We start from the raw sequence: 25,194 nt of genomic DNA on the forward strand, positions 1-25,194 counted from the left end.
CGGCATCCCCCTCGCCGAAACCGCCACCCTCGGCCTCGCCGCCGCCGGCATCACCGTCCAGGAACCGGTACCGGCCCAGCCGCCCGTACCCGTGGCCGCCCTGGCCCTGGAGACGGTGCACCCGGCCGCCCAGCAGGAACAGCGGGAGCAGGAGCAGCTTCAGCCGGAACCACAGCAGCAGCGGCAGGCGCAGCCGGAGCCCGCGCCGCGGCCCGTGGCCCGGCAGGAGCCGGTCCGGGAGCCCGCACGCGCTCGAATACCGGCGCCCGCACCCGAACCCGTACCGGAGCCGGCACCGGGGTCCGACGGCCGCCCGATGGTCCCTGTCTCCCCCGGCCGCGTCCGTACCCTCGCCAATGGCTACGGCTCCGTGAACGTCAACAGCTACATCCCGGAACCGGACCCCGAGCCCGAACCCGACCCGGAGCCGGAAGCGGAACCCGCCCTGCACCGCCCGCCGCACATCGAGCCCGACGTGCCGCGCGAGGAGCAGTACTACGGGGCGTTCCGCCGCTATGTCGTCGAGGTCAACGAGTTTCCCAACCCGCGTCAGTTCGGCCGCTATCTGCTGGAGAACTACGGCGTCACGGGACGCACCGGCGGCCCGCTCAGCGAGGGGACGCTGCGCCGCTATCTGACGGAGTTCGAGTCGCAGTACCGGACCGAGTGGGACTCGGAACAGGTCCCGTAAACGCCTGATCCCCCGGCCGCCGGAGAATCCGGCAACCGGGGGATCGTTGTGATCGTCAGGCGCCCAGCAGCGTACGGACGCGGTCCGCGCCCACCGCGAGCAGCAGGGTGGGCAGCCGGGGGCCGGTGTCCCGGCCGACGAGCAGCTGGTAGAGCAGCGCGAAGAACGAGCGCTGCGCGACCTTGAGTTCGGGCGTGGGCTTGGCGTCGGCGTCCAGGCCGGCCTGGAGCTTCGGCACGGCGTAGACGAGGGTCGTCAGGCCGTCCAGCGACCAGTGGTCGTCGAGTCCGTCGATGAGCAGGTCGAGCGCGGCCCGGTCGGTGGCCGGGAGCGCGCCGAGGGTCTCGGTGTCCGGCTCGGTGCGGACCCGGGTGCGCTGGTCGGCGGGGACGTGGGTGGTGATCCACGCCTGTGCGCGGTCGAGCCGCGGCCGGGTGGCGTCGAGCGAGGTGACGGGGTTGGCGGGGTCGAGGTCGCGCAGGATGCGCAGCGTCTGCTCCTCGTCGCCGGTGGTGATGTCGACGACGGAGGCGAGCGTCCGGTACGGCAGCGGGTGCGGCGTCCTCGGCAGCTCACCGGCGGCGGTGCGGGTCGCGCGGCTGTACGCGGCGGCGTCGGCGGCCTGCACCGAGCCGTCGGCGATCTTGCGCTCCAGCGCGTCCCACTCGTCGTAGGTGCGCTGGATCTCCTGGTCGAAGGCGATCTTGAACGACTGGTTGGGGCGGCGGCGGGCGTAGAGCCAGCGCACCAGCGGCGCCTCCATGATCTCCAGCGCGTCGGACGGCGTGGGGACGCCGCCGGCCGAGCTGCTCATCTTGGCCATGCCGCTGATGCCGACGAAGGCGTACATCGGGCCGATGGGCTGCTCACCGCCGAAGATCTCGCGGACGATCTGACCGCCGACGACGAAGGAGGAGCCCGGCGAGGAGTGGTCGACGCCCGAAGGCTCGAAGATCACGCCTTCGTACGCCCAGCGCATCGGCCAGTCGACCTTCCAGACCAGCTTGCCGCGGTTGTGCTCGGAGAGCTTCACGGACTCGGCGTGGCCGCAGGCGCAGGTGTAGGAGAGCTCGGTGGTCTCGTCGTCGTAGGACGTGACCGTGGTGAGGTCCTTGTTGCAGACCGAGCAGTACGGCTTGTACGGGTAGTAGCCCGCGCCGCCGGTGCCGTCGTCCTCGTCGGCCGCGCCGGAGCCCGCGGCGGCTTCGACCTCGGCCTCGTCGAGCGGCTTCTGCTGCTTCTGCTGCGGCTTCTTGCCGGTCGCCGGCTTGTCCTTCGTCCGGTACCGGTCGAGGATCGCGTCGATGGCGGCACGCTCGCGCATGGCGAAGAGGATCTGCTCGCGGTAGGCGCCGGCCGTGTACTGCTCGGTCTGGCTGATGCCGTGGAACTCGATGCCCAGCTCGCCGAGCGCGGCGATCATCGGCGCCTTGAAGTGCTCGGCCCAGCTGCCGTACTCGCTGCCCGCCGGCGCCGGGACCGCGGTCAGCGGCTTGCCGATGTGCTCGGACCAGGACGGGTCGATGCCGTTGGGCACCTTGCGGAACCGGTCGTAGTCGTCCCACGAGATGATGTGGACGCACTCACGACCGCGGCGGCGGATCTCGTCGGCCACCAGGTGCGGCGTCATGACCTCGCGCAGGTTGCCGAGGTGGATCGGGCCGGACGGGCTGAGACCCGATGCGCAGACGATCGGTTTGCCGGGGGCGCGACGGTCCGCCTCGGCAATGACCTCGTCCGCGAAACGGGAGACCCAGTCGGTCTCGGGGCTCTGAGCCACGATCGGCACTTCCTTCCTCGACAGCATGTCGCACCCATTCTCACAGACCGCAATGCGGCGTCGCGCACGGATTACCGGCGGCTCGCCCGCGGCTCGCGATCAGCCGGATTCAGGGACCGAAAAGGGGATGCGCTCCCGTGGGATACTCGAAGGGTTTCCCACTCCCCCAACCGGAATGGCACCCACCCCATGGCCTCGGTCGCATCCCTTTCCGCCTCTGTCCAGCAGCGTGTCTCGGCCGCCCTGGCGGCCGCCGTGCCGTCGGCCGTCGATGCCGACCCGCTGCTGCGCCGAAGCGACCGGGCCGATTTCCAGGCCAACGGTGTGCTGGGCCTGGCGAAGAAGAACAAGGCGAACCCGCGGGAGCTCGCGGCCCAGGTCGTCGCCGGTCTGCCCACCGACGAGCTGATCTCCGAGATCGAGGTGTCGGGCCCCGGCTTCCTCAACATCACCATCTCCGACGCGGCGATCACCACGACGCTGGCCGCCCGCGCCGCCGACGACCGGCTCGGCGTGCCGCTGACCGCGGACCCCGGCACCACGGTGATCGACTACGCCCAGCCGAACGTGGCCAAGGAGATGCACGTCGGCCATCTGCGGTCGTCCGTCATCGGTGACGCCATCGCCAGGATCCTGGAGTTCGAGGGCGAGACGGTGATCCGCCGGCACCACATCGGCGACTGGGGCACCCAGTTCGGCATGCTCATCCAGTACCTGATCGAGCACCCGCACGAGCTGGACCACTCCCCCGCCGACACCGACGGCGAGGCGTCGATGTCCCGCCTCAACCGGACGTACAAGGCAGCCAGGACGCTCTTCGACGCCGACGAGGCGTTCAAGGACCGGTCCCGCAAGCGGGTCGTGGACCTGCAGGCCGGGGAGCCGGAGACGCTGGCGCTCTGGCAGCGGTTCGTCGACGAGTCGAAGATCTACTTCTACTCGGTCTACAACAAGCTGGACATCGCGATCCAGGACGACGACATCGTCGGCGAGTCCGCGTACAACGACATGCTCGTCGAGACCTGCCGGATCCTCGAGGACACCGGCGTCGCGGTGCGCTCCAACGGCGCGCTCTGCGTCTTCTTCGACGAGATCAAGGGCAAGGACGGCGAGCCGGTCCCGCTCATCGTGCAGAAGGCGGACGGCGGCTTCGGCTACGCGGCCACCGACCTGTCGGCGATCCGCGACCGGACCGGCAACCTGAAGGCCGACACCCTCCTCTACGTGGTGGACGCCCGGCAGGCGCTGCACTTCCGCATGGTCTTCGAGACCGCCCGGCGGGCCGGCTGGCTCACCGAAGAGGTCACCGTCAAGCACCTGCCGTTCGGCACGGTGCTGGGCAAGGACGGCAAGCCGTTCAAGACCCGTGAGGGTGAGACCGTCCGGCTGGTCGACCTGCTCGACGAGGCCGTCGAGCGGGCCGCCGTCGTCGTGCGGGAGAAGAACGAGGAGCTCTCCGACGAGGAGGTCGCGGAACGCGGCGCCGAGGTCGGCATCGGCGCGGTCAAGTACGCGGACCTGTCGACGTCCCTGGGCCGCGACTACGTCTTCGACCTGGACCGGATGGTGTCCCTGACCGGCGACACGAGCGTGTACATCCAGTACGCGTTCGCCCGGACCCAGTCCATTCTCCGCAAGGCCGGAGAAGCCCGGGCCGTCGCCCGCCCGGAGCTGCCGCTGGCCCCGGCCGAGCGCGCGCTGGGCCTGCTGCTGGACGAGTTCGGTGACGCCCTCGCGGGTGTCGCGGACACCTACGAGCCGCACAAGCTGGCGTCCTACCTCTACGCGGTCTCCTCGGCCTTCGCGACGTTCTACGAGCAGTGCCCGGTCCTCAAGCCCGAGACCCCCGCGGACGTCCGCGAGAACCGGCTCTTCCTCTGCACCCTGACCGGCCGCACGCTGCGCCAGGGAATGACGCTGCTGGGCATCCACACCCCCGAGCAGCTCTAGGTTCTGTCCGCCACGGCAGCGCCCGGCCCCCGTGTGGAGGGCCGGGCGCTGCCGTGTTTGCAGGGCTACAGGTGCTGGACGGGCGGCATGATCAGCACGATCGCCACCAGGCAGGACCGAGGCAGCACGAGCACATCCACCCATCCCCCGCTCGCCAGCTCGAACCTGCGAACGCCGCCGGGCTGACCTGGCCGGGGCCCGGATCCCAGATCGCTGACGTCAATAGCCAACCCGGCGAGGGCTACAGCTCGGCCGCGATGTGCTCGGCCTCGGCCACGACGTGCGCGGGCACGCCATTGGTCAGTTGCTCGTCGGGAACGTAGTCCCACCGCCATCCGTCACCGTCGCTCATGTGCCGTCCTCGCCCCGGTCGAGCCCGGCCTCGATCGCAGCAGTGGCAAGGATCGCGCCTACTTCAGCGGCCACGCGGCGGGCCTCGTCAAGGTCATCCACGGTCGCTGCCCGCGCTTCCAGCTCGCGCAGTCTTGCCGCGCGGTCGGGGTGCCGCTCGATCGCGACGTACACGGCCCACTGCTCGACAAAACGCCGCAGCGGCGCGGCTGAGACAGCGGCACGGGCCGCGTCGGTGGCGGCGATTCTTTCCTGGTCGAACGCAGGAAGCCGGACAGGAGCCACTATCGCCAGAGCCGAACGGAGCGCCTCGGGCGTAGCGGCTGGTTGCGGCACCTGACCGGGGCTGCTCGCTCGTTCTGCGCTCATGGTCGGCTCGTCTCCTTCGGCTCGGGTGGCGTCTCCATACTGCCTCGCCCGGCCGGTTCCCGTGGCACCGTTTCACCGGCAACCCGGCAGGGCCCGGCCCGGGCTCAGACGGGCACCACGTGTACGTCCTGTGCGTCGAGTTCCGGAAGGTCTTCGCACCCGTAGATCAGTTCCATGGCATCCCGTACTTCACGCCGCTCCGCCTCCGTGAGCTGATCGTCCGAGACCCCGGGCAGCGCCGGAAGCACATCTGCCCCCGCCGTGGCCTCGACGATCACCCGGTCGATCCCGGCGAACTGCGTCTCTACGGCCTCGGCATCGCCGCACGCGAACTCGCACCAGACGATCTTGCCGGGCTCCCGCAGGGCCTCGCCCCACTTCTCGGAGAGCGCCTGCACCAGCAGCAGCCCGCGCCCCGACTCGCAGCCCGCGCCGGAGTCCGGAACGAGGTGCGGGTGACCATCCCCGCTGTCGTGGACCTCGATGCGCAGCGGACCGTCACCGGTGACGGCGAGGTGGAGCAGGAACCCGCGTCCGGCGGGGACGCCGTGCAGGAGTGCGTTGGTGGCCAGTTCGCTCACGCAGAGCAACACCGCGTCCGCGAGCTCCCCGAGTCCCCACCCCACCAGGGCCTGCCGGGCGAACTCCCGTGCAGCGGGCACGGATCGCCTCTCACGTGGGTAGAAACACGCACGGGAACCGGTCGGTCGGATGTCGTCGTTCATGCGGCAAGGGTTGCGCTCAGTGACTACGGTGGACCAGAGCGTCAACCCGTACGGATCGCGCGTACGGGCGCGTCGCCGGTCACGTACGGACCCGGGTGGGGAGTTGGTCACCATGCACCCCTGGCAGAAGCCGAAGAAGAACGCGTCCGCACTGCGGCTCGTGGGCGCCCAGGTGGCCATGTTCCGCAAGGTCGCCGGACTCACCCAACGAGAACTGGCCGAGCGCCTCATCGTCCACGAGGAGACCATCGCCTCCATCGAACAGGGCAGACGCGCCCTCCAACCCGACCTCGCCACCGACATGGACCGCGCCCTCGACACCAAGGGCGCCCTCGCGGTAGCGGTGGAACACCTGCCGGAGCGGGACAAGTACCCGGTCTGGGCGGCGGAGTTCATCACGTACGAGCGGGAGGCCATCACCCTCTCGTCATACGAGAACCAGGTTCTGCCCGGGCTGCTCCAGACCGAGGACTACGCCCGCGCGACCTTCCGGAGCAACGTCCCCTCGCTCAGTGAGGATGCGATCGAGGAACGCGTCACGTCGCGGATCGAACGTCAGGCGGTCCTGCACCGCACAGACCCACCGAGCGCCAGCTTCATCATCTCCGAGGCCGTTCTCATGGACCGGCTGGGAAGTGCAGCGGTGTTCCGCGAACAGCTTCGGTGGTTAGGGGAGTTGACGGACCTCCCCGGTGCCTCGCTCCAGGTGATGCCGTTCGGCCGCAGAACCCATGCCGCGCTCGCGGGCCCCTTCGTCCTGTTGGAGACACCCGACCACGACCACCTCGCCTACACCGAGGCCCAGCGCGGCAGTCACCTGGTCTCCAACCCCGATGAGGTCAGCATCCTCGCTCGGAAATATGCGATGCTGCGAACCCAGGCTCTCAATCCTGAGGACACCAGGAGCCTGCTGGATCGGCTGCTAGGAGACGCATGAACGGCGCACCGACCACCACCTCCGCCACCAACAACCTGACGTGGTTCACATCCAGCTACAGCAGTGAAGAAGGCGGCAACTGCGTCGAGATCGCCTACGCCTGGCGCAAGTCCAGTCACAGCAGCGACGAGGGCGGCAACTGCGTAGAAGTCGCCGCCCACCCGGCCGCAGTCCACGTCCGGGACTCCAAGGACCCGGACGGACCCGCGCTCACGTTCACGCCCGCCGCCTGGGCGGACTTCGCCGCCTTCGCGGCAAGCCACTCGGCCCAGCGCTAGCGCGAAAGCTTCTGGGCGACCTCGGTCGCCCAGTACGTGAGGATCATGTTCGCGCCCGCCCGCCGCACGCACGTCAGGGTCTCCATGATGGTGCGGTCGCGGTCGATCCAGCCGTTCGCCGCCGCCGCCTCGACCATCGCGAACTCGCCGCTGACCTGGTAGGCCGCCACGGGTACGTCGACCGTGTCGGCGACCTTCCGCAGCACGTCCAGATACGGCAGCGCGGGCTTGACCATCACCATGTCGGCGCCCTCCGCCAGGTCGAGCGCCAGCTCGCGCAGCGACTCGCGGAAGTTCGCCGGGTCCTGCTGATAGGTCTTGCGGTCGCCGGTCAGCGACGAGTCGACGGCCTCGCGGAAGGGCCCGTAGAAGGCCGACGCGTACTTCGCCGTGTACGCCAGGATGGACACGTCCTCGAACCCGACCGCGTCCAACGCGTCGCGCACGATGCCGACCTGACCGTCCATCATCCCGGACGGCCCCACCACATGAACGCCCGCGTCGGCCTGCACCTGCGCCATCTCGGCGTAGCGCTCCAGCGTCGCGTCGTTGTCGACCCGGCCCTGCGCGTCGAGCACCCCGCAATGGCCGTGGTCGGTGAATTCGTCCAGACACAGGTCGGACATCACCACCACCGCGTCCCCGACCTCACCCACCACGTCACGGATGGCGACCTGGAGAATGCCGTCCGGCTCGGTGCCCTGCGTGCCGAGCGCGTCCTTCACCGCCGGCACACCGAACAGCATGATCCCGCCGACGCCCGCCTCGGCCGCCTCCAGGGCCGCCTTACGGAGCGTGTCGCGGGTGTGCTGGAACACGCCGGGCATGGAGGAGACCGCCACCGGCTCACTGATGCCCTCACGGACGAACATCGGCAGGATCAGCTCAGCGGGGTTCAGCCGGGTCTCGGCGACCAGGCGCCGCATCGCCGGACTGGTGCGCAGCCTGCGGGGGCGCGCTCCGGGAAAATCACCGTAGCCAGTCATGTCCGTGCCTTCCTCCAACACCGGAGCCATTCCAGACGTCCACGCTACGCCTGGTCCCAGCATGCTCTTCCCGACTAAAAGTCGGCCGGAGCGAACGGAGGGGGGACGTGGGGCACACCCACCCACCGACCGGAGGGGACGTGGCGGGGTGTCCCCGCAGGACGACGAACGAATCGGGCCGTCACCTTGCAACGGACACGAGCGTTCGTCGTCCGAGGAGATACCCCGGCGCGGCCCCGCCCTGTCAGAGCGGACCGCACCGTACCCCTCGTCCCAAAAAAACGCGTCAGACGCGCGCCCGCCGCCGCGACCCCGGCCGCCGCTCGCTGGGCCGCGTCACAGGATCGCCCGCGTCCTCCGCCGCCACCCGCCGCGCCGTACCGAAATCGGCCAGCGCCTGCGCCAACGCATGCACGGACGGCTCCGGCGACATCACGTCGACCCGCAGCCCGTGCTCCTCGGCGGTCTTCGCCGTGGCCGGCCCGATACAGGCGATCACGGTCACGTTGTGCGGCTTACCGGCGATCCCCACCAGATTCCGCACCGTCGACGACGACGTGAAGAGCACCGCGTCGAACCCGCCGCCCTTGATCGCTTCCCGAGTATCCGCAGGCGGAGGCGAGGCGCGCACCGTCCGGTAGGCGGTGACGTCGTCAACCTCCCACCCGAGCTCCACCAAGCCCGCCACCAGCGTCTCCGTGGCGATGTCGGCGCGCGGCAGGAAGACCCGGTCGATCGGGTCGAAGACCGGATCGTACGGCGGCCAGTCCTCCAGCAGTCCGGCCGCGGACTGCTCACCGCTCGGCACGAGATCCGGCTTCACGCCGAACTCGACCAGCGACTGGGCGGTCTGCTCGCCGACCGCTGCGACCTTGATCCCCGCGAAGGCGCGGGCATCGAGCCCGTACTCCTCGAACTTCTCCCGCACCGCCTTGACCGCGTTCACGGAGGTGAAGGCGATCCATTCGTAGCGTCCGGTGACCAGGCCCTTCACGGCCCGCTCCATCTGCTGCGGGGTGCGCGGCGGCTCGACGGCGATCGTCGGCACCTCGTGCGGGACCGCGCCGTACGAGCGCAGCTGGTCCGACAGCGAGGCGGCCTGCTCCTTGGTGCGCGGCACCAGGACGCGCCAGCCGAACAGCGGCTTGGTCTCGAACCAGGACAGCTGGGCGCGCTGGAGACTGCGCTGGCCCACCACGGCTATCGCCGCGATCGGGCCCTCCGGGGTCGGCAGGGCCTTGGTGGCCTTGAGCTCGGAGGCGATCGTGGCCAGTGTCGCGGTCCACGTGCGCTGCCGGGTCGTCGTACCGGCGACCGTGACCGACAGCGGGGTGTCGGGCTTGCGGCCCGCCGCCATCAGTTCGGCGGCGGTGGCGACCACGGTCTGCAGCGTGGTGGTGAGGACCAGCGTGGCATCGCTCGCCCCGACCTCGCTCCAGCAGCGGTCGGACGCGGTGGCGGCGTCGACGAAACGGACGTCGGCGCTGAGCGGGACCCCGGCGTAGGCGGGTACGCCCATCGCCGCGGAGACGCCCGGTACGACCTCGAAGGGGATGCCGGCCGCCGCGCAGGCGAGCATCTCGCTCGCCGTGCAGTTGTCCAGGCCGGGATCACCCGCTACCGCACGGACGACCCGCTTGCCGGTGCGTGCGGACGTCATGACAAGCTGGGTGGCGGCAGCGGAGGCGTCCAACGCGCCCTCGCCTACCGCTGGTTCAGCCGTGCCCACATCTGCTCGGGCGTGCGTACGCACGACCTCCAGCACGTGCGGCTCGCCGACCAGCATGTCGGCATGAGCCAGCGCCTCGACGGCGCGCAGGGTCAACAGCCCGGGATCACCGGGCCCGGCACCGAGGAAGGTGACGTGGCCGAGGCCGGAGTGATTGACGGCGGTGGGGCTCAAAGTACGCGCTCCCCCATAAGACCGGCTGCGCCCTTGGCGAGCATCTCGGCCGCGAGTTCGCGACCGAGAACCGCGGCGTCATCCGCGGACTCAGGGGTTGCACCAGTGATGGACATCTGCACCAGCTGGGTGCCGTCGGTCGTGCCGACGACCCCCCGCAGGCGCAGCTCGGAAATCTGCCCGTCGGCCACCAGGTCGGCGAGCGCGCCCACAGGGGCGGAGCAGCCGGCCTCAAGGGCGGCGAGCAGTGATCGTTCCGCGGTGACGGCGGCCCGGGTGAACGGGTCGTCGAGCTCCGCGAGCTGTGCGGCCAGTGCCGGTCCCGCCGCGTTACCGGCGGCACATTCGACGGCCAGCGCCCCCTGTCCGGGGGCGGGCAGGACGGCTTCGACGGGGATCAGCTGGGTCGCCTCGGCGAGGCGGCCGAGACGGCTGAGCCCGGCGGCGGCCAGGACGACGGCGTCGAGTTCGCCAGAGGTGACGAAGCCGATGCGGGTGTCGACGTTGCCACGGATCGGCACCGTCTCGACCGCTCCGCCCAGGCTGCGGGCCCAGGCGTTCAACTGTGCCATCCTGCGCGGCGATCCGGTGCCGACGCGGGCCGGCCGGCCCAGCGCGGCGGCGGCCGCCACGAGCTCCTCGAACGTCAGCCCATCGCGGGCCACGAGCGCGTCGCGCGGGTCCTCGCGGACCGGGATCGCGGCGAGCGTGAGGCCCTCGGCGGGAGTCGTCGGCAGGTCCTTGAGCGAGTGCACGGCGAAGTCGATCTCACCGGCGAGCAGCGCGTCCCGCAGCGCGGAGACGAAGACTCCGGTGCCGCCGATCTGCGCGAGCTGCTCGCGGGAGACATCCCCGAACGTGGTGATCTCGACGAGTTCGACCGGCCGGCCGGTCAGCTGGCGCACCTGCTCCGCCACCATGCCGGACTGCGCCATGGCCAGCTTGCTGCGCCGGGTGCCCAGTTTCAATGCGGTGGGGCCGTTCATGGCCGCCCTCGATTCGGGTCGTCGGCCCTGCTGACGGCGGCGACCGCCTGCGGGTCGAGGTCGAAGAGTTCACGCAGCGCGTCGGCGTACCCGGCGCCGCCGGGTTCGCCCGCGAGCTGCTTGACCCGCACGGTGGGCGCGTGCAGGAGCTTGTCGACGACGCGGCGCACGGTCTGGGTGATCTCCGAGCGCAGCTTGTCGTCCAGGTCGGGGAGCCGGCCGTCGAGCCGGGTGAGTTCACCGGTGACGACGTCGGCGGCCATCGCGCGCAGCGCGACGACGGTGGGGGTGATGCGGGCGGCGCGCTGGGCGGCGCCGAAGGCACCGACCTCGGCGGCGACGATCTTGCGGACCTCGTCGACGTCGGCGGCCATCGGGGCGTCCGCGGAGGCCTCGGCGAGCGACTCTATGTCGACCAGGTGAGCGCCTTCGAGGCCGTGCACGGCGGCGTCGACGTCGCGCGGCATGGCCAGGTCGAGCAGGGCCAGCGGTGCGGCGTCGGCGCCGGTCGCGGTGCGGGTGGCGACGGCGGCGGCGACGGTGGCATGGTCCAGGACCAGCCCGGTCGCGCCGGTACACGACACGACGAGGTCGGCCGAGGCCAGTTCGCCGGCGACGGCGTCGAAGTCGGCGGCCCGGCCGCCGAGCTGCGCCGCGAGCCGCTCCGCGCGGTCGGCGGTGCGGTTGGCGATGACGAGTTCGGTGACGCCCGCGCGGGCCAGGGTCGCGGCGGCGAGCGAGGACATCGAGCCCGCGCCGACCACCAGCACGCGCTTGCCGGCCAGCGGGCCGGTGGTGGCGGCCAGTTGGTCGAGGCCGAAGGTGACGAGGGACTGCCCGGCCCGGTCGATGCCGGTCTCGCTGTGGGCGCGCTTACCGACCCGCAGGGCCTGCTGGAACAGGTCGTTGAGCAGCCGTCCCGCGGTGTGCAGCTCCTGGCCGAGGGCGAGCGCGTCCTTGATCTGGCCGAGGATCTGGCCCTCGCCGACCACCATGGAGTCCAGGCCGCAGGCGACCGAGAACAGATGGTGGACCGCCCGGTCCTCGTAGTGCACATAAAGATAGGGAGTGAGCTCTTCGAGGCCGACGCCGCTGTGCAGCGACAGCAGCATCGACAGCTCGGCGACGCCCGCGTGGAACTTGTCCACGTCCGCGTACAGCTCGATGCGGTTGCAGGTGGCGAGCACCGCCGCTTCGGTCGCGGGCTCGGCGGCCAGCGCGTCCTGCAGCAGCTTGGCCTTGGCCTCATCCGTGAGCGCGGCCCGCTCCAGCAAGCTGACCGGGGCGCTGCGGTGGCTCAGGCCGACGACGAGAACACTCATGCCGGCATCACGGCGGGCACGTCCCCGTCCGGGCCCTGGCCCTGCTCGCCGGCCTTGCGCTGCTCGTGGAACGCGAGGATCTGCAGCTCGATGGAGAGGTCGACCTTGCGGACGTCGACGCCCTCGGGGACCTGCAGCACGGTCGGCGCGAAGTTCAGGATGGAGGTGACGCCCGCGGTGACGAGGCGGTCGCAGACCTCCTGCGCGGCGCCGGCCGGGGTCGCGATGACACCGATCGACACCTGGTTGTCCTCGACGATCGCTTCCAGCTCGTCGATGTGCCGGACCGGGAGTCCGGCCACCAGCTTCCCGGCGAGGGCGGCGTCGGCGTCCATGAGGGCCGCGACGCGGAAACCGCGGGAGGCGAAGCCGCCGTAGTTGGCGAGCGCGGCGCCGAGGTTACCGATACCGACGATCACTACCGGCCAGTCCTGGGTGAGGCCCAGCTCACGGGAGATCTGGTAGACGAGGTACTCGACGTCGTAGCCGACGCCGCGGGTCCCGTAGGAGCCCAGGTAGGAGAAGTCCTTGCGCAGCTTCGCGGAGTTGACGCCCGCGGCGGTCGCGAGTTCCTCCGACGACACCGTGGGCACCGAACGCTCGGAGAGCGTGGTGAGAGCCCGCAGGTACAGCGGAAGCCTGGCGACGGTGGCCTCGGGGATACCTCGGCTGCGGGTCGCCGGTCGGTGAGAACGGCTAGTTGCCACGATGCTCCTGCGGATAGAGCGTAGACGTCCAGGGACCACAGTCCCCGGGGCCGCCCCGTGCTTGCCAGGCTATGTCTTTGTGAACGCGTGCACAAAGATAGTGTCCGCTTTGTCCAGGGGAAGTGACCGGCATCACGCACTCCCATTCCGGACATTAGGAACCATTTGCTGTGCCGAATCGTTCCACCCCTTCGGGTCGTTCGGTATTTCCGCCGACCGAACCACCGGACGATCAACGGAACGCCGCCCCAGCCAGAGCGCGTCGGCCTCCGGCATATGCGCGATCACCGGCCACTCCACTCCCGCCGCCGCCTCCACCGCTCCGGGCACGCCGGCCCGGTCCGGTGCGTCCGCCGCGTAATGGGCGAACAGCCGCGCGGTGGCCCGCGCGTCACCCAGCGCCGTGTGCGCCGCCCAGTCACCCAGTCCGGCGTCCGCTACGCAAGCCCCCAGCGAGAATCCGCGCGGAGCGGGCACCCGGGAGATGGCCATCCGCATGGTGCACAACTCCGGCACGGCCGGCAGCGTCACCCCGAGCCGCGCGTACTCCGCGACCAGGAATGCCCGGTCACAGCCCACGTTGTGCCCCACCAGCACCCTGCCGCGCAGCAGCCCCAGCAGTTTCGGCGCGATGCCCGCGAACGTCGGGGCACCGCCGAGGTCGGGCCCCTCGATGCCATGGATGTGGGTCGGGCCGACCGGCCCCTCGGGATCGATCAACGTGCTGAACTCACCCTGCGGGACGCACTCCCGGTCGAGCAGCACGACCGCCACCTCGATCACCCGGTGCCGTCGTGAACTGGACCCGGTGGCCTCCAGGTCCACGACGGCATAGCCGCCAGACCCCTGGAACCGTCCGGAGAGCACGCGCCCACACTCCTCACGCCTAGCCCCCGGGTGTACAAAACGAACTCGATGGTAATCGAATACGCGCACCACGAGTAACGCGCTCAAATCACCCGTCGGCCAGGAACGCCTCCCACCTGCGACGCAGCCGGATCCGTGTCGACCCGGCCTCAGCCGGTGAGCGCGGTACGCAGCCGCTGCTCGTCGACCCGCCAGAAGTCGTGCTGCTCGCCGTCGACCAGCACCACCGGAATCTGCTCCCAGTACTTGCGGTACAGCTCCTCGTCCTGCGTGATGTCCCGTTCCTCGACCCGGGAACCGAGCTCCCCCGCGACCTTCTCGATCACGGCACGGGCGTCGTCGCACAGATGGCAGCCGGGCTTGCCGATCAGCGTCACGGTGCGGTCGGCGGGATCCTTGCGGGCGCTACGGCGCAGGAGAGGACTCATTCGAGACATTGTGCCCCCGACCGCCACCGGCGCAGCCGGCCGGCGGGTAACACGTACGTCGCGAGGAGTTCACGCCTTCGCTCCTTACGCGGCAAGGACCGGCCGAACAAAATGGCTATGCTCGCCGCATGGCCGCTCTGCAATGGCTCACCCCCCGTAGGCGCTCCGCCACCGCGCGCAGCGTGCTGGCAGGCGAGGCCGCGGCCGAGGCCGCACTCGCGGCGCCGGAGAAGGAAGCGGAGAAGGAATCCGCCGCGCCCGAGTTCCCCGTCGTGGGGGATCCGCACGCCGCCGCCTTCTTCGACCTCGACAACACCGTGATGCAGGGCGCCGCGATCTTCCACTTCGGCCGCGGCCTGTACAAGCGGAAGTTCTTCCACAAGCGCGAGCTCGCCCGCTTCGCCTGGCAGCAGGCCTGGTTCCGGCTCGCCGGGTCCGAGGACCCCGAGCACATGCAGGACGCGCGGGACAGCGCGCTGTCGATCGTCAAGGGGCACCGCGTCGAGGAGCTCATGGCGATCGGCGAGGAGATCTACGACGAGTACATGGCCGAGAAGATCTGGCCGGGCACCCGGGCACTCGCCCAGGCCCACCTCGACGCGGGCCAGCGGGTCTGGCTGGTCACGGCCGCGCCCGTGGAGACCGCGACGATCATCGCCCGCCGGCTCGGCCTGACCGGCGCGCTGGGCACCGTCGCCGAATCCGTCGGCGGTGTCTACACCGGCCGGCTGGTCGGAGAACCGCTGCACGGCCCGTCCAAGGCCGAGGCGGTCCGGGCGCTCGCCGGCGCCGAGGGACTTCAGCTGTCCCGCTGCGCCGCGTACAGCGACTCGGCGAACGACATCCCGATGCTGTCGCTGGTCGGACACCCGTACGCGATCAACCCCGACACCCGGCTGCGCAAGCACGCCCGCGCCCACGGCTGGCGGCTGCGCGACTACCGCACCGGCCGCAAGGCCGCGAAGATCGGCATCCCGGCCGCGGCCGGGGTCGGCGCCGTCGCGGGTGGCGCGGTCGCCGCGGTCGCGATCCACCGACGCCGCCGCTAAGGCGTGTTGCGAAAGTCCCGCCTGGCCCACGGGCGAACGGCGCCACTTTCCGCAACACGCCCTAGATCCGGCACGCCGACGGCCCGTCGTACCCCCCTCTGGACCCACCGCAGTCGCAGCACTGCCACACAGCCACAACACGCACTCCCCGCGAGCAATTCACGAACAGATGCGGTCAACTTCGGTTCAGTGTTCGATAATTGATCGATCACCAATGCACCAAGGAACCGACGTAACCGGCGATTTAGGCAACACGGTGTAGCGCCGCCTGTACGAAGCGTTATTCTCCTCAGACGCAATCGGAACCCACACGTCGACCACGGCGGGTGCACGGTCCCGTACTGCACGTGATGGAAGTTCTGCCTCTGGGAGTCCCGTGTACCCACACGACGGGGTTGACACCTCCGGCCTGGCAACGCTGCGCGCATTGGTGAACGACTGCCTGCGTGTCGTCCCCGCGTTCGCCGAGCCCGCCCTCGCCACGCCCTTTCCCGCCGGCCCCGCGTACGCACTGGCCGAAGTCAGCACCGCCGCAGGCAGACGCACCCGGAACAACCCGCAGAGCGGCTCGGGCAGCAACGCTGCCGGAGGCCCCACCGCTCGACGTCCCGCCGCGGACAGTGACAGCGGCCGGATGATGGACCTCGTCGAGCGGGCCCAGGCCGGCGAGACCGAGGCCTTCGGCCGGCTCTACGACCACTACTCCGACACCGTCTACCGCTACATCTACTACCGCGTCGGCGGCAAGGCGACCGCCGAGGACCTGACCAGTGAGACGTTCCTGCGCGCCCTGCGCCGGATCGGCACCTTCACCTGGCAGGGCCGCGACTTCGGCGCGTGGCTCGTCACCATCGCCCGCAACCTGGTCGCCGACCACTTCAAGTCCAGCCGCTTCCGGCTCGAGGTCACCACCGGCGAGATGCTCGACGCCAACGAGGTCGAGCGCAGCCCCGAGGACTCGGTGCTGGAATCGCTGTCCAACGAGGCGCTTCTCGTCGCCGTCAGGAAGCTCAACCCCCAGCAGCAGGAGTGCGTGACGCTGCGCTTCCTGCAGGGCCTGTCGGTCGCCGAGACCGCACGCATCATGGGCAAGAACGAAGGGGCGATCAAGACCCTTCAGTACCGAGCCGTGCGAACCCTGGCCAGGCTTCTCCCCGAAGACGCCCGGTGAGACTGAGTTGTCCCTTTTTCCCCACCCTCTCCGGCCTTTTTTCCGGCCGCTCCGGTCCGATCATCATGACCGCGTAACCCAACTGGCGCGGCGCTCGTTGCACCACATGCAGACACCTCTCTGCCGCGCTCTGGCCGCTTCCAGTCACTCGATTGGGTGGACAGAAACAAGGAATGCAACCTTCCGGGCGGCTTCGGGAGTCGAGTGTGGATGACGAGAGGAGGTGCCGCCCATGATCGGACAAGCAACGGCACACCGTCGGGCGAACGCCTTCGCCCAGGCCCTTGAGACTGCCGGTTTTCCGGGGAAAGACCCCCGGAACTCCGACAGCGCACCCCAGGAGCCCACCGGCGAACACGGCGCCCATGCCACGGACCGGCACGCCGACCCCGATCAGGGGCGGCTGCTGGCACTGGTCGGCGCCATCGGCAACCGGCAGCCGCCGGTGCTGAGCGCCGAGGCGAAGACGGTGCAACGTGCCCAACTGATCGCCGCGATGGAGACCGCGCTTGCCGACGGCAGCCTTGAGGTCTCCCCCAAGGTCCCCGAGCAACGCACCGGCGGCGCGCACCGCGCCACCGGGCTCGGGAAGCTCAGGCCACGATCCCGCTGGTCCCGCCGGCTCGCCGCCGGCGGGCTCTCCGTGGGCGTCGCGGCCGGGGCCCTCGGCGGCGTCGCGGCGGCCAGTACGAACGCACTGCCAGGGGACACCCTCTACGGCCTCAAACGGGGCATGGAGGATCTCAAGCTGGACATGGCCAACAACGACGCCTCCCGGGGAAGCGTCTATCTGGACATGGCCGCGACCCGCATGCAGGAGGCCCGGCGCCTCATGGAGCGGGGTCGCTCCGGCGAGCTCGACAGCGAATCGGTCGGCGAGGTCCGCCGGGCGCTCTCCGGTATGCACCAGGAGGCCGCGGAAGGCCACCGGCTGCTCACCGAGGCGTACCAGCGCGACGGCTCGCTGCAGCCGATGGAGCTGCTGAACGAGTTCAACGCCTCGCACCGCGAAGGCTGGAGCCAGCTGCGCGACCGGCTGCCCAGCCAGCTCGGTGATGTGAGCAGCCAGGTCACGTCGGTCTTCGACGCCATAGAGCACGATGTCGCGCCGCTGGCCGGCAAGCTCCCCAAACCCCAGGGCAGCGAAGGCCCCGCGCACCGTCAGGCCGGCAAACCCGGCTCGGTCGGTACCGGTCACAGCGGCACAGCGACGCCGGCGCCGCACGCCCCCGCCACCGCGGAAGGCCACAGCGGCACACCGGGCACCACCGACAGCCCGAGCGCCGGCGCCGGCAAGGACCATCTGCTCGGCGGTACGGACGGACTGCTGCCCCCGTCACCGGGCACCGGCGGCGAGAACCCGTCCGATCCGGCGGCCTCCACGCCGCCGTCCGTCAACCTGCCCCCGCTGCTCCCCGGCCTGCTCCCGGGCCTCGGCCTCGGGGCGGAGGACGCCAAGGAGTAACCGGCGGTCGTGCAGGTGAAAGGGGTGGGTCCTGGCCATCGGCCAGGACCCACCCCTTTGACGTCCCGCGAGAACTCAGAAGAACACGGACCGCCGCTGCACCAGCAGCTTGTACAGCGTGTGCTGGATGGTCTCCCGGACCTGGTCCGTCAGGTTGAAGACCAGCATCGGGTCCTCCGCCGCCTCCGGCGGGTAGTGGTCGGTCCTGATCGGCTCGCCGAACTGGATCGTCCACTTCGTCGGCAGCGGCACCAGGCCCAGCGGCCCCAGCCAGGGGAACGTCGGTGTGACCGGGAAGTACGGCACGCCCAGCAGCCGTGCCAGCGTCTTGGAGTTGCCGACCATGGGGTAGATCTCCTCCGCGCCCACGATCGAGCACGGAATGATCGGCGCCCCGGTCTTCAGCGCCGTCGCGACGAAGCCGCCGCGCCCGAAGCGCTGCAGCTTGTAGCGGTCGGCGAAGGGCTTGCCGAGACCCTTGAAGCCCTCCGGCATCACCCCGACGACCTCACCGCGCTCCAGCAGCAGCTGCGCGTCTTCGGTGCAGGCCAGCGTGTGGCCCGCCTTGCGGGCCAGCTCGTTCACCACGGGCAGCACGAAGACCAGGTCGGCGGCGAGCAGCCGCAGATGCCGGCCGGCCGGGTGGTGGTCGTGGACGGCGACCTGCGCCATCAGCCCGTCCAGCGGCAACGTCCCGGAGTGGTTCGCGACCACCAGGGCCCCGCCCTCGGCCGGGATGTTCTCGATGCCCTTGACCTCGACCCGGAAGTACTGGTCGAAGAACGGCCGGAGCACCGACATGAGCACCTGGTCGGTGAGCTGCTCGTCGTAACCGAACTCGTCGACCTCGTAGTCGCCGGTGATCCGGCGCCGCAGGAACGACAGCCCGTGCGCGACCTTCCGGTCCCAGCGGGCGCCCATCAGCCGCTCGGCCGCACCGCCGAGCGCGTCGGCCAGGGCCTCGGCGACTCCCGAGGCGGGCGCCGTGCGCGGCGCGCCACCGCCGTCGGCGACTCCGGTGCCTCCCGTTGCCCCCGGGTCGCCCGCGGGGCCGTCCTGGCCCTGCTGCACGCCCTCAGGGGCGGTCGCGGGAGCGCCCGCGGGGTCGGCGTCGTCGCGCGGAGCGCGCGGCTCCGGTGCGCCGGCCGGTTCGTTCGGGAACTCCGCCGGGACGGCGGACAGCGGTGTCGCCGACGCGGCCCCTTCGTTCTTCTTGCGGGACCCCGCCCGTCCGCGCGGCCGACCCGGCCCCCGACGGGCACGGGTGTCCTCGTCGAACGGGATGACCTTGGCGTCCGCCATGCTGCGGCTCCTCCTCGTCGGTGCTCTCACGTCCGGTTGGCGCCCGCGGGAAGTGCGGCGGCGATCGCGTCGACCGTGCGGGCGAGCCGGTCGGGCGGCAGCAGGCCGGGGCCACGGCTGCGGGCGAAGTCGCAGAAGGTCTCGGCCGTCGTGTAGCGCGGCGCAAAACCGAGCGTCTCACGCATCTGTGTGGTGTCCACCACTCTGCCGTGCGTCAGCAGCCGGATCTGTTCCGGCGAGAAGTCGGTGACCCCCGCCGTGCGCAGCATCTGTCCGACCCAGGTGACGGCGGGCAGCAGCACCGGGACGGTGGGGCGGCCGAGCCGCCTGGCGGTCTGCGACAGCAGCAGGACGCCGTCGCCCGCGATGTTGAACGTGCCGCTGTTGAGCGTCCCGCGGCGGGCGTCGAGGGAGGCGAGGACCAGTACGTCGGTCACATCGTCCTCATGCACGAACTGCAGCCGCGGGTCGTAGCCGAACACGGTCGGCAGCGCCGGCAGCGAGAAGTACTCCGCGAGCGGGGAGTCGGCCTGCGGGCCGAGGATGTTGGCGAACCGCAGGACGGCCACCGCCACGTCCGGCCGGCGGCGCGCGAAGCCGCGCACATAGCCCTCGACCTCGACCGCGTCCTTGGCGAAGCCACCGCTGGGCAGTGACTTCGGCGGCATGGTCTCGGTGAACACCGCCGGGTCGCGGGGCGCGGAGCCGTAGACGCTGGTCGTCGACTTCACCACGAGGCGGCGCACCGTCGGGGCCTTCTGGCACGCCCCCAGCAGCTGCATCGTGCCGATGACGTTGGTCTCCTTGACCTGCGCCCGGCCGCCGGAGCCCAGCGGGGTGCCGCTGACGTCCATATGGACGACGGTGTCGACGGCGTGCTGGGCCAGCACCTTGGCGATCATCGGGTGCCGGATGTCCGCCCTGACGAATTCCGCGTTGCCCAGCTGGTGCTCGGGCACCTCGGCGTCCACGCCGATCACCCGGTCGACCTCCGGATCATGCTGGATCCGGCGGACGAACCGGCTGCCGAGCTTTCGCGCGACTCCGGTGACGAGCACCACCTTGCCCACGATTCAGCGCCTTCCGTCAGGGATGTACGCACCGTATCGGTTCGATGTTGCGCTGTGATGACGGCCTCCGGGCCGTTGGCCACGGCGGCCGCACCGGAACGCCCCCCGTACGGCGGGCGCCCCGCCCCTTCGGCTACCCCCGGGTAGCCGAGGTACCCCGGAAACGCAGCTGCCCTCCCACCGCCGTGCGGAGCACGGTGGTGGGAGGGCAGGAAGTGCAGCGAGTGGCTCGCTTACTTCTTGTTGCGACGCTGCACACGCGTACGCTTCAGCAGCTTGCGGTGCTTCTTCTTGGCCATACGCTTGCGCCGCTTCTTGATGACAGAGCCCACGACTACCCTCGCTTCGTTTTCACTCGGTGCGGGGCGTCCGAGCCCACACGACCTACGTCGGCCAAGCCTACCCGCCCCGAGGGGGCGGGTAGAACCGAGGCGACCGAGAAGGCCGTCAAGCAGATTCCCCCACCCCCACGTAGGACTCACGCAGATAGTCGTGGACGGCTTGTTCTGGCACCCGGAAGGACCTGCCCACCCGGATCGCCGGCAGATGGCCGCTGTGTACCAGTCGGTACACGGTCATCTTGGACACACGCATCACTGAGGCGACCTCCGCCACAGTCAGGAAAACGACCTCGTTGAGAGGCCTGTCGCTAGCAGCCATGACACACCTGAACCTTCCGCACATGACGGCCACCGGCTTCCCCTCCGGTGACTCCAGCAGGCACGTGCGCTCCTCCCCAGATTAGGTGCGGGTGATGCAAGTGGGGAAGAGGAGTTGCGATCGGTTGACTACTGTGACAGACACGCTCGATTGAGTACATAGCGTGTAAGCGGCCGGTAGTAATCGGACCGCACAGCGTCATCAAGCGGAACGGCGACGGAAACCCGCCCCTCCGCCTCGGCCACGAAGACCGCCGGATCGTCGGCGTCCGCCAGCCCGATCGCCTCGATGCCCAGCTGACCAGCCCCGCAGACCCACCCGTGATCACCGACCACCAGTCCCGGCAGCTGCCCCCCACGGCCGGCCGCGGCGGCCAGTGCGGTACGAACCGGGAGGGGGGAGTGCGTGTGCGCCCCGGGCTCACCCGAGGTGGGGAGCGCGTCCACGGTGCGGACCATCGCGACTCCGCCTACGTACCAAAGGTTGTGCTGGCGTAGCCCGAATCGGGTCAGAATGTCGATACGTCGACCATGCGCGGAGGTGAGGACAGGACATCCCGCCGCCGACAACGCGGCAGCCAATCCGGCGTAGAAGCCCAGGAGTCGGTGCGGATGACCTGTTCCGATCAGCACCGGAACCCGGTCAACAGCCGCCCGCGCCAATCGTTCCGCAAAAGCGTCGAGTGCCGCCACCGTGCAGTCGGGGTCGATCACATCCTGCCCCGAAGTGTGTCCGGGATCCGGGGAAACCCCGCATCTTTCGGCCATCAGCCGCAACAACTCCGCGGTACCCCACGCCCCTTCGGGGTCGAGGCCGAGCGTCTGGCGCGGATCGCGTGCCGCGAACATCCGATAACTGAGCAGACTTTTCTCCCGGGGCGTCGCCACGGGACCGGCCAGCCGGGCCGCCAGCAGATGCGCGCGCAGCGCGCCGACACTCAGCACGCCTTCGATACTGCCGTCCATGCCGCCGTCATCCACCCGAAACCGGAAAACGCACCCCTTGCGGGTGATTGGTGCTCAATACCACCCATCCCGCTCGCTTCTCCTGCCCGCCCGTTCGGCCGGCTCAGGCCAGCAGGCCGTGCAGCGGGAACACCGCGCGCCGGGTCGCCAGAACCGCCTGGTCGAGGCGGTCCGCCGGGTCGTACCCCGCCTCCTCGAAACTCCGCCAGACGACCGGGTGACGGCCGTCCGTCATCCGCGCGGGCGCCACGGCCCGCGCCGCCCGGTACACCTCGTGCCGCCACGCCTCCGGCGTCTCGGCGGCGGGATCGATCGGCGTGCCCGCGGCGATCGCCACCAGATGCGTCCAGGAGCGCGGTACGACGTCCGTCACCGCGTAGCCGCCCCCGCCGAGCGCCACCCAGCGGCCCTCCGCGTGCTCGTGCGCCAGCTCGTGACACGCCTCGGCGACCGCGCGCTGCGCGTCCAGACTCACCGCGAGATGCGCCAGCGGGTCCTCGAAATGGGTGTCCGCGCCATGCTGCGAGACGACGACCTGCGGCCGGAAGGCCGCGATCAGCTCCGGTACGACGGCGTGGAACGCCCGCAGCCACCCCGCGTCGCCCGTCCCGGCCGGCAGCGCGATGTTCACCGCCCCGCCCTCCGCGCCGGCGCCACCGGTCTCCTCCGGCCAGCCGGTCTGCGGGAACAGCGTCCGCGGGTGCTCGTGCAGCGAGATCGTCAGAACGCGTGGATCGTCCCAGAAGACGGCCTGCACCCCGTCCCCGTGGTGCACATCGACATCCACGTAGACCACGCGCTCCGCACCGAGCTCCAGCAGCCGCGCCACCGCCAGCGCCGCGTCGTTGTAGACGCAGAAGCCCGCGGCGGAGCCCGGCATCGCATGATGCAGGCCGCCGGCGAAGTTCACCGCGTGAGCAACGTCACCGCTCCACACCGCCTCGGCCGCCCCGACGGACTGCCCGGCGATCAGCGCGGAGGCCCGGTGCATGCCCGCGAAGGCCGGGTTGTCCTCGGTACCGAGGCCGTAGTCCAGCTCCACCGAGTGCGGATCGGCGGAGACCCGCCGCACCGCGGCCACGTAGTCGGCGCGGTGCACCAACCCCAGCGTGGAGTCCCCGGCGGCCGGCGCGGAGGTCACCTTGAGCGCCTGGTCCAGCCCGAAAGCCTCGACCAGCCGCATCGTGAGCGACAGCCGCACCGGGTCCATCGGATGCCCGGGGCCGAAGTCGTAACCTGTTACCTGCTCATCCCACATCAGCTGTGCGCGGCCGCTCATGGCCGACACGGTATCGGGCCTCGCCGGTGTCGAACGACTTGGCATAGAGCAGAGTCGCCAGCACCAGCACCATGGGGATCAGCATCGCGCCCCGGTAGCTCCACGCGTCACCGATCGCACCCACGAGCGGGGCGCCGATCAGGAAACCGACGTAGTTGAAGATGTTCAGCCGCGCGATGGCCGTGTCCGAGGCGCCGGGGAACAGCCGTCCCGCCGCCGCGAACGTCGTCGGCACGATGACGCACAGCCCGAACCCCAGCAGCGTGAACCCGAGCATCCCGGCCCACGGGCCCGGCGCCGCCGCGACCACCCCGAACCCGACCGCGGCGAGCACCGTACCGGCCCGCACCACGGCGGCCCCGCCGAAGCGCCGCACCCCGAGGTCCCCGGCCGCCCGGCCGAGCAGCGTCGTCACCATGTAGATGTTGTACGGAACGGTGGACAGCTGCTCCGAGCTCCCGAGCGTGTCCTGCAGGTACTTCGCGCTCCAGTTGGAGACCGTCGAGTCCCCGATGTACGCGAAGGCCATCACCAGGCAGAGCGGCAGCAGCAGCCGCATCACCACGGGTGTCGCCACGGGAGCCGCCGCGCCCTCGGCCACCGGTTCCGGCCGCTGGTCCACGTACCAGCGGCTCCCGATGAGAACGAGCGGGATCAGCACGACGGCGACCGGCGCGTAGAGCACCGCGAGCGACAGATGCCAGTGCGCCCCGGCCCACGCCAGCGAGGCGCCGGTGATGCCGCCGAGGCTGTAGGCGGCGTGGAAGCCGAGCATGATGCTCCGGCCGTAGGTGCGCTGCAGGCTCACACCCAGCATGTTCATGGAGGCGTCGAGCCCGCCGACACAGATGCCGAACAGGCCCAGCGCCACGGCTATCTGCCACATGGCGTTCCCGGAACCCGCCGCGACCAGGACCAGCGCGACCAACGGCTGGACCCACCGCAGTACGACACTGGGCCGCACCCGCTTCACCAGGTGCTCGGTCGCAACGCTGCCCGCCCCGGCCAGGATCGGCACCGCGGCGAGGAAGACCGGCAGCAGCCCGTCACTGATGCCGTAGCGATCCTGGATCGCCGGGATACGGGTCACGAGCAGAGCGAAAACCACGCCCTGGCTGAAGAAGCTGACCGCCAGCGAGGCCCGGCCATGCCGCAGAGATGCGTCCATGAGCGAGCAGCGTAGATCCCGAAGCTACGGATGAGTAGGTGTTGCGGGTCACAAGTTAGACGATCAGATCCAGGAGCTCGTGCATCTCGCTGAACAGGGCATTGGCGTCCCCGAGCTTGGCCACGGGAGTCATCGCGGTGAACCCGTACACGTCCATCCCGGCCGCCACGGCCGCCTGCACTCCCAGCGGGCTGTCCTCGACGACCGCGCACCGCCCGGGAGCGATTCCCATCACCTGTGCCGCGTGCAGGAAGAGGTCCGGTGCCGGCTTCCCGCGCCCGACGTCCTGCGAGCTGAAGATGCGCTCCTCACCGAAGTGCTCGAAGAGCCCGGTCTTGTGCAGCGCCACCCGGATCCGCTCATGGCTCCCCGACGAGGCGAGACAGTACGGCACCCCCTCCGCCGTCAGCTTCCCCAGGACGTCCCCGACCCCGGGCACCGGCTGGAGGTCCCGCCGGAACGCCTCGAACACCCGAGCATGGAAGACGTCGTTGAAGTCCGCCGGCAACTTCTGCCCGGACTGCTCCAACACCAGCTCGTGGACCCGGTGCATCGCGGAGCCCATGTAGTCGCGGATCGACTCCTCGTACGACGTGGGGTGGCCGAGTTCCGTGAGATGGCCGGCGAGGATCCGGTTGGAGATCGGCTCACTGTCCACGAGGACGCCGTCGTTGTCGAAGATGATCAGGTCGTAGCGCATGGCACCACTGTAGGGAACGCCGGTATCGACAACGCAAAGAAGCCCCCAGGCAATAGCCTGGGGGCTTCTTCTCAAAAATTGTTCG

General features: G+C 70.4%; 24 protein-coding genes and 1 pseudogene. 7 read left to right on the forward strand and 18 right to left on the reverse strand.

The window, feature by feature from the left end; genetic code table 11:
• Positions 1–691: pseudogene (locus C6N31_RS39975) on the forward strand (hypothetical protein); the annotation flags it as partial.
• Positions 692–746: 55 nt separating this feature from the next.
• Here the strand turns inward: C6N31_RS39975 and lysS are convergent.
• Complete coding sequence (lysS, locus tag C6N31_RS39980; RefSeq protein ID WP_198359443.1) at positions 747–2,498, reverse strand: lysine--tRNA ligase; 1,752 nt, start codon at positions 2,496–2,498, stop codon at positions 747–749.
• A 162-nt stretch (positions 2,499–2,660) separates the two neighbouring features.
• Here lysS and argS point away from each other — a divergent pair, with 162 nt between their 5' ends.
• Positions 2,661–4,421, forward strand: a complete 1,761-nt coding sequence (gene argS, locus C6N31_RS39985; RefSeq protein WP_138355137.1) for an arginine--tRNA ligase — start codon at positions 2,661–2,663, stop codon at positions 4,419–4,421.
• 348 nt (positions 4,422–4,769) lie between these two features.
• Here argS and C6N31_RS39995 read toward each other — a convergent pair whose 3' ends face one another.
• Both C6N31_RS39995 and C6N31_RS45785 read right to left on the reverse strand, forming a co-directional pair.
• Positions 4,770–5,141: a hypothetical protein gene (locus C6N31_RS39995; RefSeq protein WP_138355136.1), complete on the reverse strand. Its 372-nt coding sequence runs from the start codon at positions 5,139–5,141 to the stop codon at positions 4,770–4,772.
• A 104-nt stretch (positions 5,142–5,245) separates the two neighbouring features.
• Positions 5,246–5,803, reverse strand: a complete 558-nt coding sequence (locus tag C6N31_RS45785; RefSeq protein ID WP_307811595.1) for an ATP-binding protein — start codon at positions 5,801–5,803, stop codon at positions 5,246–5,248.
• A 175-nt stretch (positions 5,804–5,978) separates the two neighbouring features.
• Here C6N31_RS45785 and C6N31_RS40005 point away from each other — a divergent pair, with 175 nt between their 5' ends.
• Together C6N31_RS40005 and C6N31_RS40010 are read left to right on the forward strand one after the other, a co-directional pair.
• Positions 5,979–6,803, forward strand: a complete 825-nt coding sequence (locus C6N31_RS40005; RefSeq protein ID WP_187144973.1) for a helix-turn-helix domain-containing protein — start codon at positions 5,979–5,981, stop codon at positions 6,801–6,803.
• Complete coding sequence (locus C6N31_RS40010; protein WP_138355134.1) at positions 6,800–7,081, forward strand: DUF397 domain-containing protein; 282 nt, start codon at positions 6,800–6,802, stop codon at positions 7,079–7,081. Before C6N31_RS40005 ends, C6N31_RS40010 begins: the two co-directional genes overlap by 4 nt.
• On the opposite strand, the gene hemB is transcribed toward C6N31_RS40010, so the two are convergent.
• The 7 genes from hemB to C6N31_RS40045 all read right to left on the reverse strand — a co-directional run bounded on the left by hemB (position 7,078) and on the right by C6N31_RS40045 (position 14,280).
• Positions 7,078–8,067, reverse strand: a complete 990-nt coding sequence (hemB, locus tag C6N31_RS40015; protein WP_138355133.1) for a porphobilinogen synthase — start codon at positions 8,065–8,067, stop codon at positions 7,078–7,080. The two genes, C6N31_RS40010 and hemB, sit on opposite strands and share 4 nt — an antisense overlap.
• Before the next feature lie 286 nt (positions 8,068–8,353).
• Positions 8,354–9,970: a bifunctional uroporphyrinogen-III C-methyltransferase/uroporphyrinogen-III synthase gene (locus tag C6N31_RS40020; RefSeq protein ID WP_138355132.1), complete on the reverse strand. Its 1,617-nt coding sequence runs from the start codon at positions 9,968–9,970 to the stop codon at positions 8,354–8,356.
• On the reverse strand, positions 9,967–10,956 hold the full coding sequence (gene hemC, locus C6N31_RS40025) for a hydroxymethylbilane synthase (RefSeq protein WP_138355131.1): 990 nt from the start codon (positions 10,954–10,956) through the stop codon (positions 9,967–9,969). The genes C6N31_RS40020 and hemC overlap by 4 nt, the downstream gene beginning before the upstream one ends.
• Positions 10,953–12,278, reverse strand: coding sequence for a glutamyl-tRNA reductase (locus C6N31_RS40030; protein ID WP_138355130.1), 1,326 nt, complete (start codon positions 12,276–12,278; stop codon positions 10,953–10,955). The genes hemC and C6N31_RS40030 overlap by 4 nt, the downstream gene beginning before the upstream one ends.
• Complete coding sequence (locus tag C6N31_RS40035; protein WP_138355129.1) at positions 12,275–12,985, reverse strand: redox-sensing transcriptional repressor Rex; 711 nt, start codon at positions 12,983–12,985, stop codon at positions 12,275–12,277. Before C6N31_RS40035 ends, C6N31_RS40030 begins: the two co-directional genes overlap by 4 nt.
• 132 nt (positions 12,986–13,117) lie before the next feature.
• Positions 13,118–13,852 (reverse strand): 3'-5' exonuclease, encoded by a 735-nt coding sequence (locus C6N31_RS40040; protein WP_164297511.1) that lies wholly within the window; start codon positions 13,850–13,852, stop codon positions 13,118–13,120.
• Between the two features lie 149 nt (positions 13,853–14,001).
• A complete protein-coding gene (locus C6N31_RS40045) occupies positions 14,002–14,280 on the reverse strand; it encodes a glutaredoxin family protein (protein ID WP_138355127.1) in 279 nt (92 codons plus the stop codon).
• Positions 14,281–14,408: 128 nt separating this feature from the next.
• On the opposite strand from C6N31_RS40045, the gene C6N31_RS40050 reads away from it, so the two are divergent.
• From C6N31_RS40050 to C6N31_RS40060, 3 genes are all read left to right on the forward strand, one after another.
• Positions 14,409–15,329: an HAD family hydrolase gene (locus C6N31_RS40050; RefSeq protein ID WP_138355126.1), complete on the forward strand. Its 921-nt coding sequence runs from the start codon at positions 14,409–14,411 to the stop codon at positions 15,327–15,329.
• Positions 15,330–15,705: 376 nt separating this feature from the next.
• On the forward strand, positions 15,706–16,500 hold the full coding sequence (locus tag C6N31_RS40055; RefSeq protein ID WP_138355125.1) for an ECF subfamily RNA polymerase sigma factor, BldN family: 795 nt from the start codon (positions 15,706–15,708) through the stop codon (positions 16,498–16,500).
• Positions 16,501–16,732: 232 nt separating this feature from the next.
• Positions 16,733–17,965 carry a DUF5667 domain-containing protein gene (locus C6N31_RS40060; protein ID WP_138355124.1) on the forward strand — a complete coding sequence of 411 codons (1,233 nt, stop codon included), beginning with the start codon at positions 16,733–16,735 and terminating at the stop codon, positions 17,963–17,965.
• A gap of 75 nt (positions 17,966–18,040) precedes the next feature.
• Here C6N31_RS40060 and C6N31_RS40065 read toward each other — a convergent pair whose 3' ends face one another.
• The 8 genes from C6N31_RS40065 to C6N31_RS40100 form a co-directional block, all read right to left on the reverse strand.
• Positions 18,041–19,267: a lysophospholipid acyltransferase family protein gene (locus tag C6N31_RS40065; protein WP_187144972.1), complete on the reverse strand. Its 1,227-nt coding sequence runs from the start codon at positions 19,265–19,267 to the stop codon at positions 18,041–18,043.
• 26 nt (positions 19,268–19,293) lie between these two features.
• Complete coding sequence (locus C6N31_RS40070; protein ID WP_164297505.1) at positions 19,294–20,337, reverse strand: NAD-dependent epimerase/dehydratase family protein; 1,044 nt, start codon at positions 20,335–20,337, stop codon at positions 19,294–19,296.
• A gap of 233 nt (positions 20,338–20,570) precedes the next feature.
• On the reverse strand, positions 20,571–20,819 hold the full coding sequence (locus tag C6N31_RS47085) for a 30S ribosomal protein bS22 (RefSeq protein ID WP_438817447.1): 249 nt from the start codon (positions 20,817–20,819) through the stop codon (positions 20,571–20,573).
• On the reverse strand, positions 20,785–20,997 hold the full coding sequence (locus tag C6N31_RS40080) for a helix-turn-helix domain-containing protein (protein ID WP_164297503.1): 213 nt from the start codon (positions 20,995–20,997) through the stop codon (positions 20,785–20,787). The genes C6N31_RS47085 and C6N31_RS40080 overlap by 35 nt, the downstream gene beginning before the upstream one ends.
• A gap of 128 nt (positions 20,998–21,125) precedes the next feature.
• Positions 21,126–21,941 (reverse strand): phosphatase, encoded by an 816-nt coding sequence (locus C6N31_RS40085; RefSeq protein ID WP_138355193.1) that lies wholly within the window; start codon positions 21,939–21,941, stop codon positions 21,126–21,128.
• Positions 21,942–22,065: 124 nt separating this feature from the next.
• Positions 22,066–23,241, reverse strand: coding sequence for an acetoin utilization protein AcuC (locus tag C6N31_RS40090; protein WP_138355121.1), 1,176 nt, complete (start codon positions 23,239–23,241; stop codon positions 22,066–22,068).
• Entirely contained in the window at positions 23,210–24,409 is a 1,200-nt protein-coding gene (locus C6N31_RS40095; protein WP_187144971.1) for an MFS transporter, read from the reverse strand. The genes C6N31_RS40090 and C6N31_RS40095 overlap by 32 nt, the downstream gene beginning before the upstream one ends.
• Positions 24,410–24,464: 55 nt before the next feature.
• Positions 24,465–25,109 carry an HAD family hydrolase gene (locus tag C6N31_RS40100; protein ID WP_138355120.1) on the reverse strand — a complete coding sequence of 215 codons (645 nt, stop codon included), beginning with the start codon at positions 25,107–25,109 and terminating at the stop codon, positions 24,465–24,467.
• Between the last annotated feature and the right edge of the window lie 85 nt (positions 25,110–25,194).

This window comes from Streptomyces fildesensis, from assembly GCF_016107395.1.
GTDB lineage: Bacteria > Actinomycetota > Actinomycetes > Streptomycetales > Streptomycetaceae > Actinacidiphila > Actinacidiphila fildesensis.

Excerpts from the sequence above, each read along its gene's own strand:
- C6N31_RS40080 (WP_164297503.1), bottom strand. The coding sequence starts at position 20,997 with ATGGCTGCTAGCGACAGGCCTCTCAACGAGGTCGTTTTCCTGACTGTG.
- C6N31_RS40030 (WP_138355130.1), bottom strand. The coding sequence starts at position 12,278 with ATGAGTGTTCTCGTCGTCGGCCTGAGCCACCGCAGCGCCCCGGTCAGC.
- hemB (WP_138355133.1), bottom strand. The coding sequence starts at position 8,067 with ATGACTGGCTACGGTGATTTTCCCGGAGCGCGCCCCCGCAGGCTGCGC.
- C6N31_RS40060 (WP_138355124.1), top strand. The coding sequence starts at position 16,733 with ATGATCGGACAAGCAACGGCACACCGTCGGGCGAACGCCTTCGCCCAG.
- C6N31_RS40095 (WP_187144971.1), bottom strand. The coding sequence starts at position 24,409 with ATGGACGCATCTCTGCGGCATGGCCGGGCCTCGCTGGCGGTCAGCTTC.
- C6N31_RS40005 (WP_187144973.1), top strand. The coding sequence starts at position 5,979 with ATGCACCCCTGGCAGAAGCCGAAGAAGAACGCGTCCGCACTGCGGCTC.
- C6N31_RS40050 (WP_138355126.1), top strand. The coding sequence starts at position 14,409 with ATGGCCGCTCTGCAATGGCTCACCCCCCGTAGGCGCTCCGCCACCGCG.
- C6N31_RS40045 (WP_138355127.1), bottom strand. The coding sequence starts at position 14,280 with ATGAGTCCTCTCCTGCGCCGTAGCGCCCGCAAGGATCCCGCCGACCGC.
- hemC (WP_138355131.1), bottom strand. The coding sequence starts at position 10,956 with ATGAACGGCCCCACCGCATTGAAACTGGGCACCCGGCGCAGCAAGCTG.
- C6N31_RS40010 (WP_138355134.1), top strand. The coding sequence starts at position 6,800 with ATGAACGGCGCACCGACCACCACCTCCGCCACCAACAACCTGACGTGG.
- C6N31_RS39995 (WP_138355136.1), bottom strand. The coding sequence starts at position 5,141 with ATGAGCGCAGAACGAGCGAGCAGCCCCGGTCAGGTGCCGCAACCAGCC.
- C6N31_RS40065 (WP_187144972.1), bottom strand. The coding sequence starts at position 19,267 with ATGGCGGACGCCAAGGTCATCCCGTTCGACGAGGACACCCGTGCCCGT.
- lysS (WP_198359443.1), bottom strand. The coding sequence starts at position 2,498 with ATGCTGTCGAGGAAGGAAGTGCCGATCGTGGCTCAGAGCCCCGAGACC.
- argS (WP_138355137.1), top strand. The coding sequence starts at position 2,661 with ATGGCCTCGGTCGCATCCCTTTCCGCCTCTGTCCAGCAGCGTGTCTCG.
- C6N31_RS40090 (WP_138355121.1), bottom strand. The coding sequence starts at position 23,241 with ATGAGCGGCCGCGCACAGCTGATGTGGGATGAGCAGGTAACAGGTTAC.
- C6N31_RS40100 (WP_138355120.1), bottom strand. The coding sequence starts at position 25,109 with ATGCGCTACGACCTGATCATCTTCGACAACGACGGCGTCCTCGTGGAC.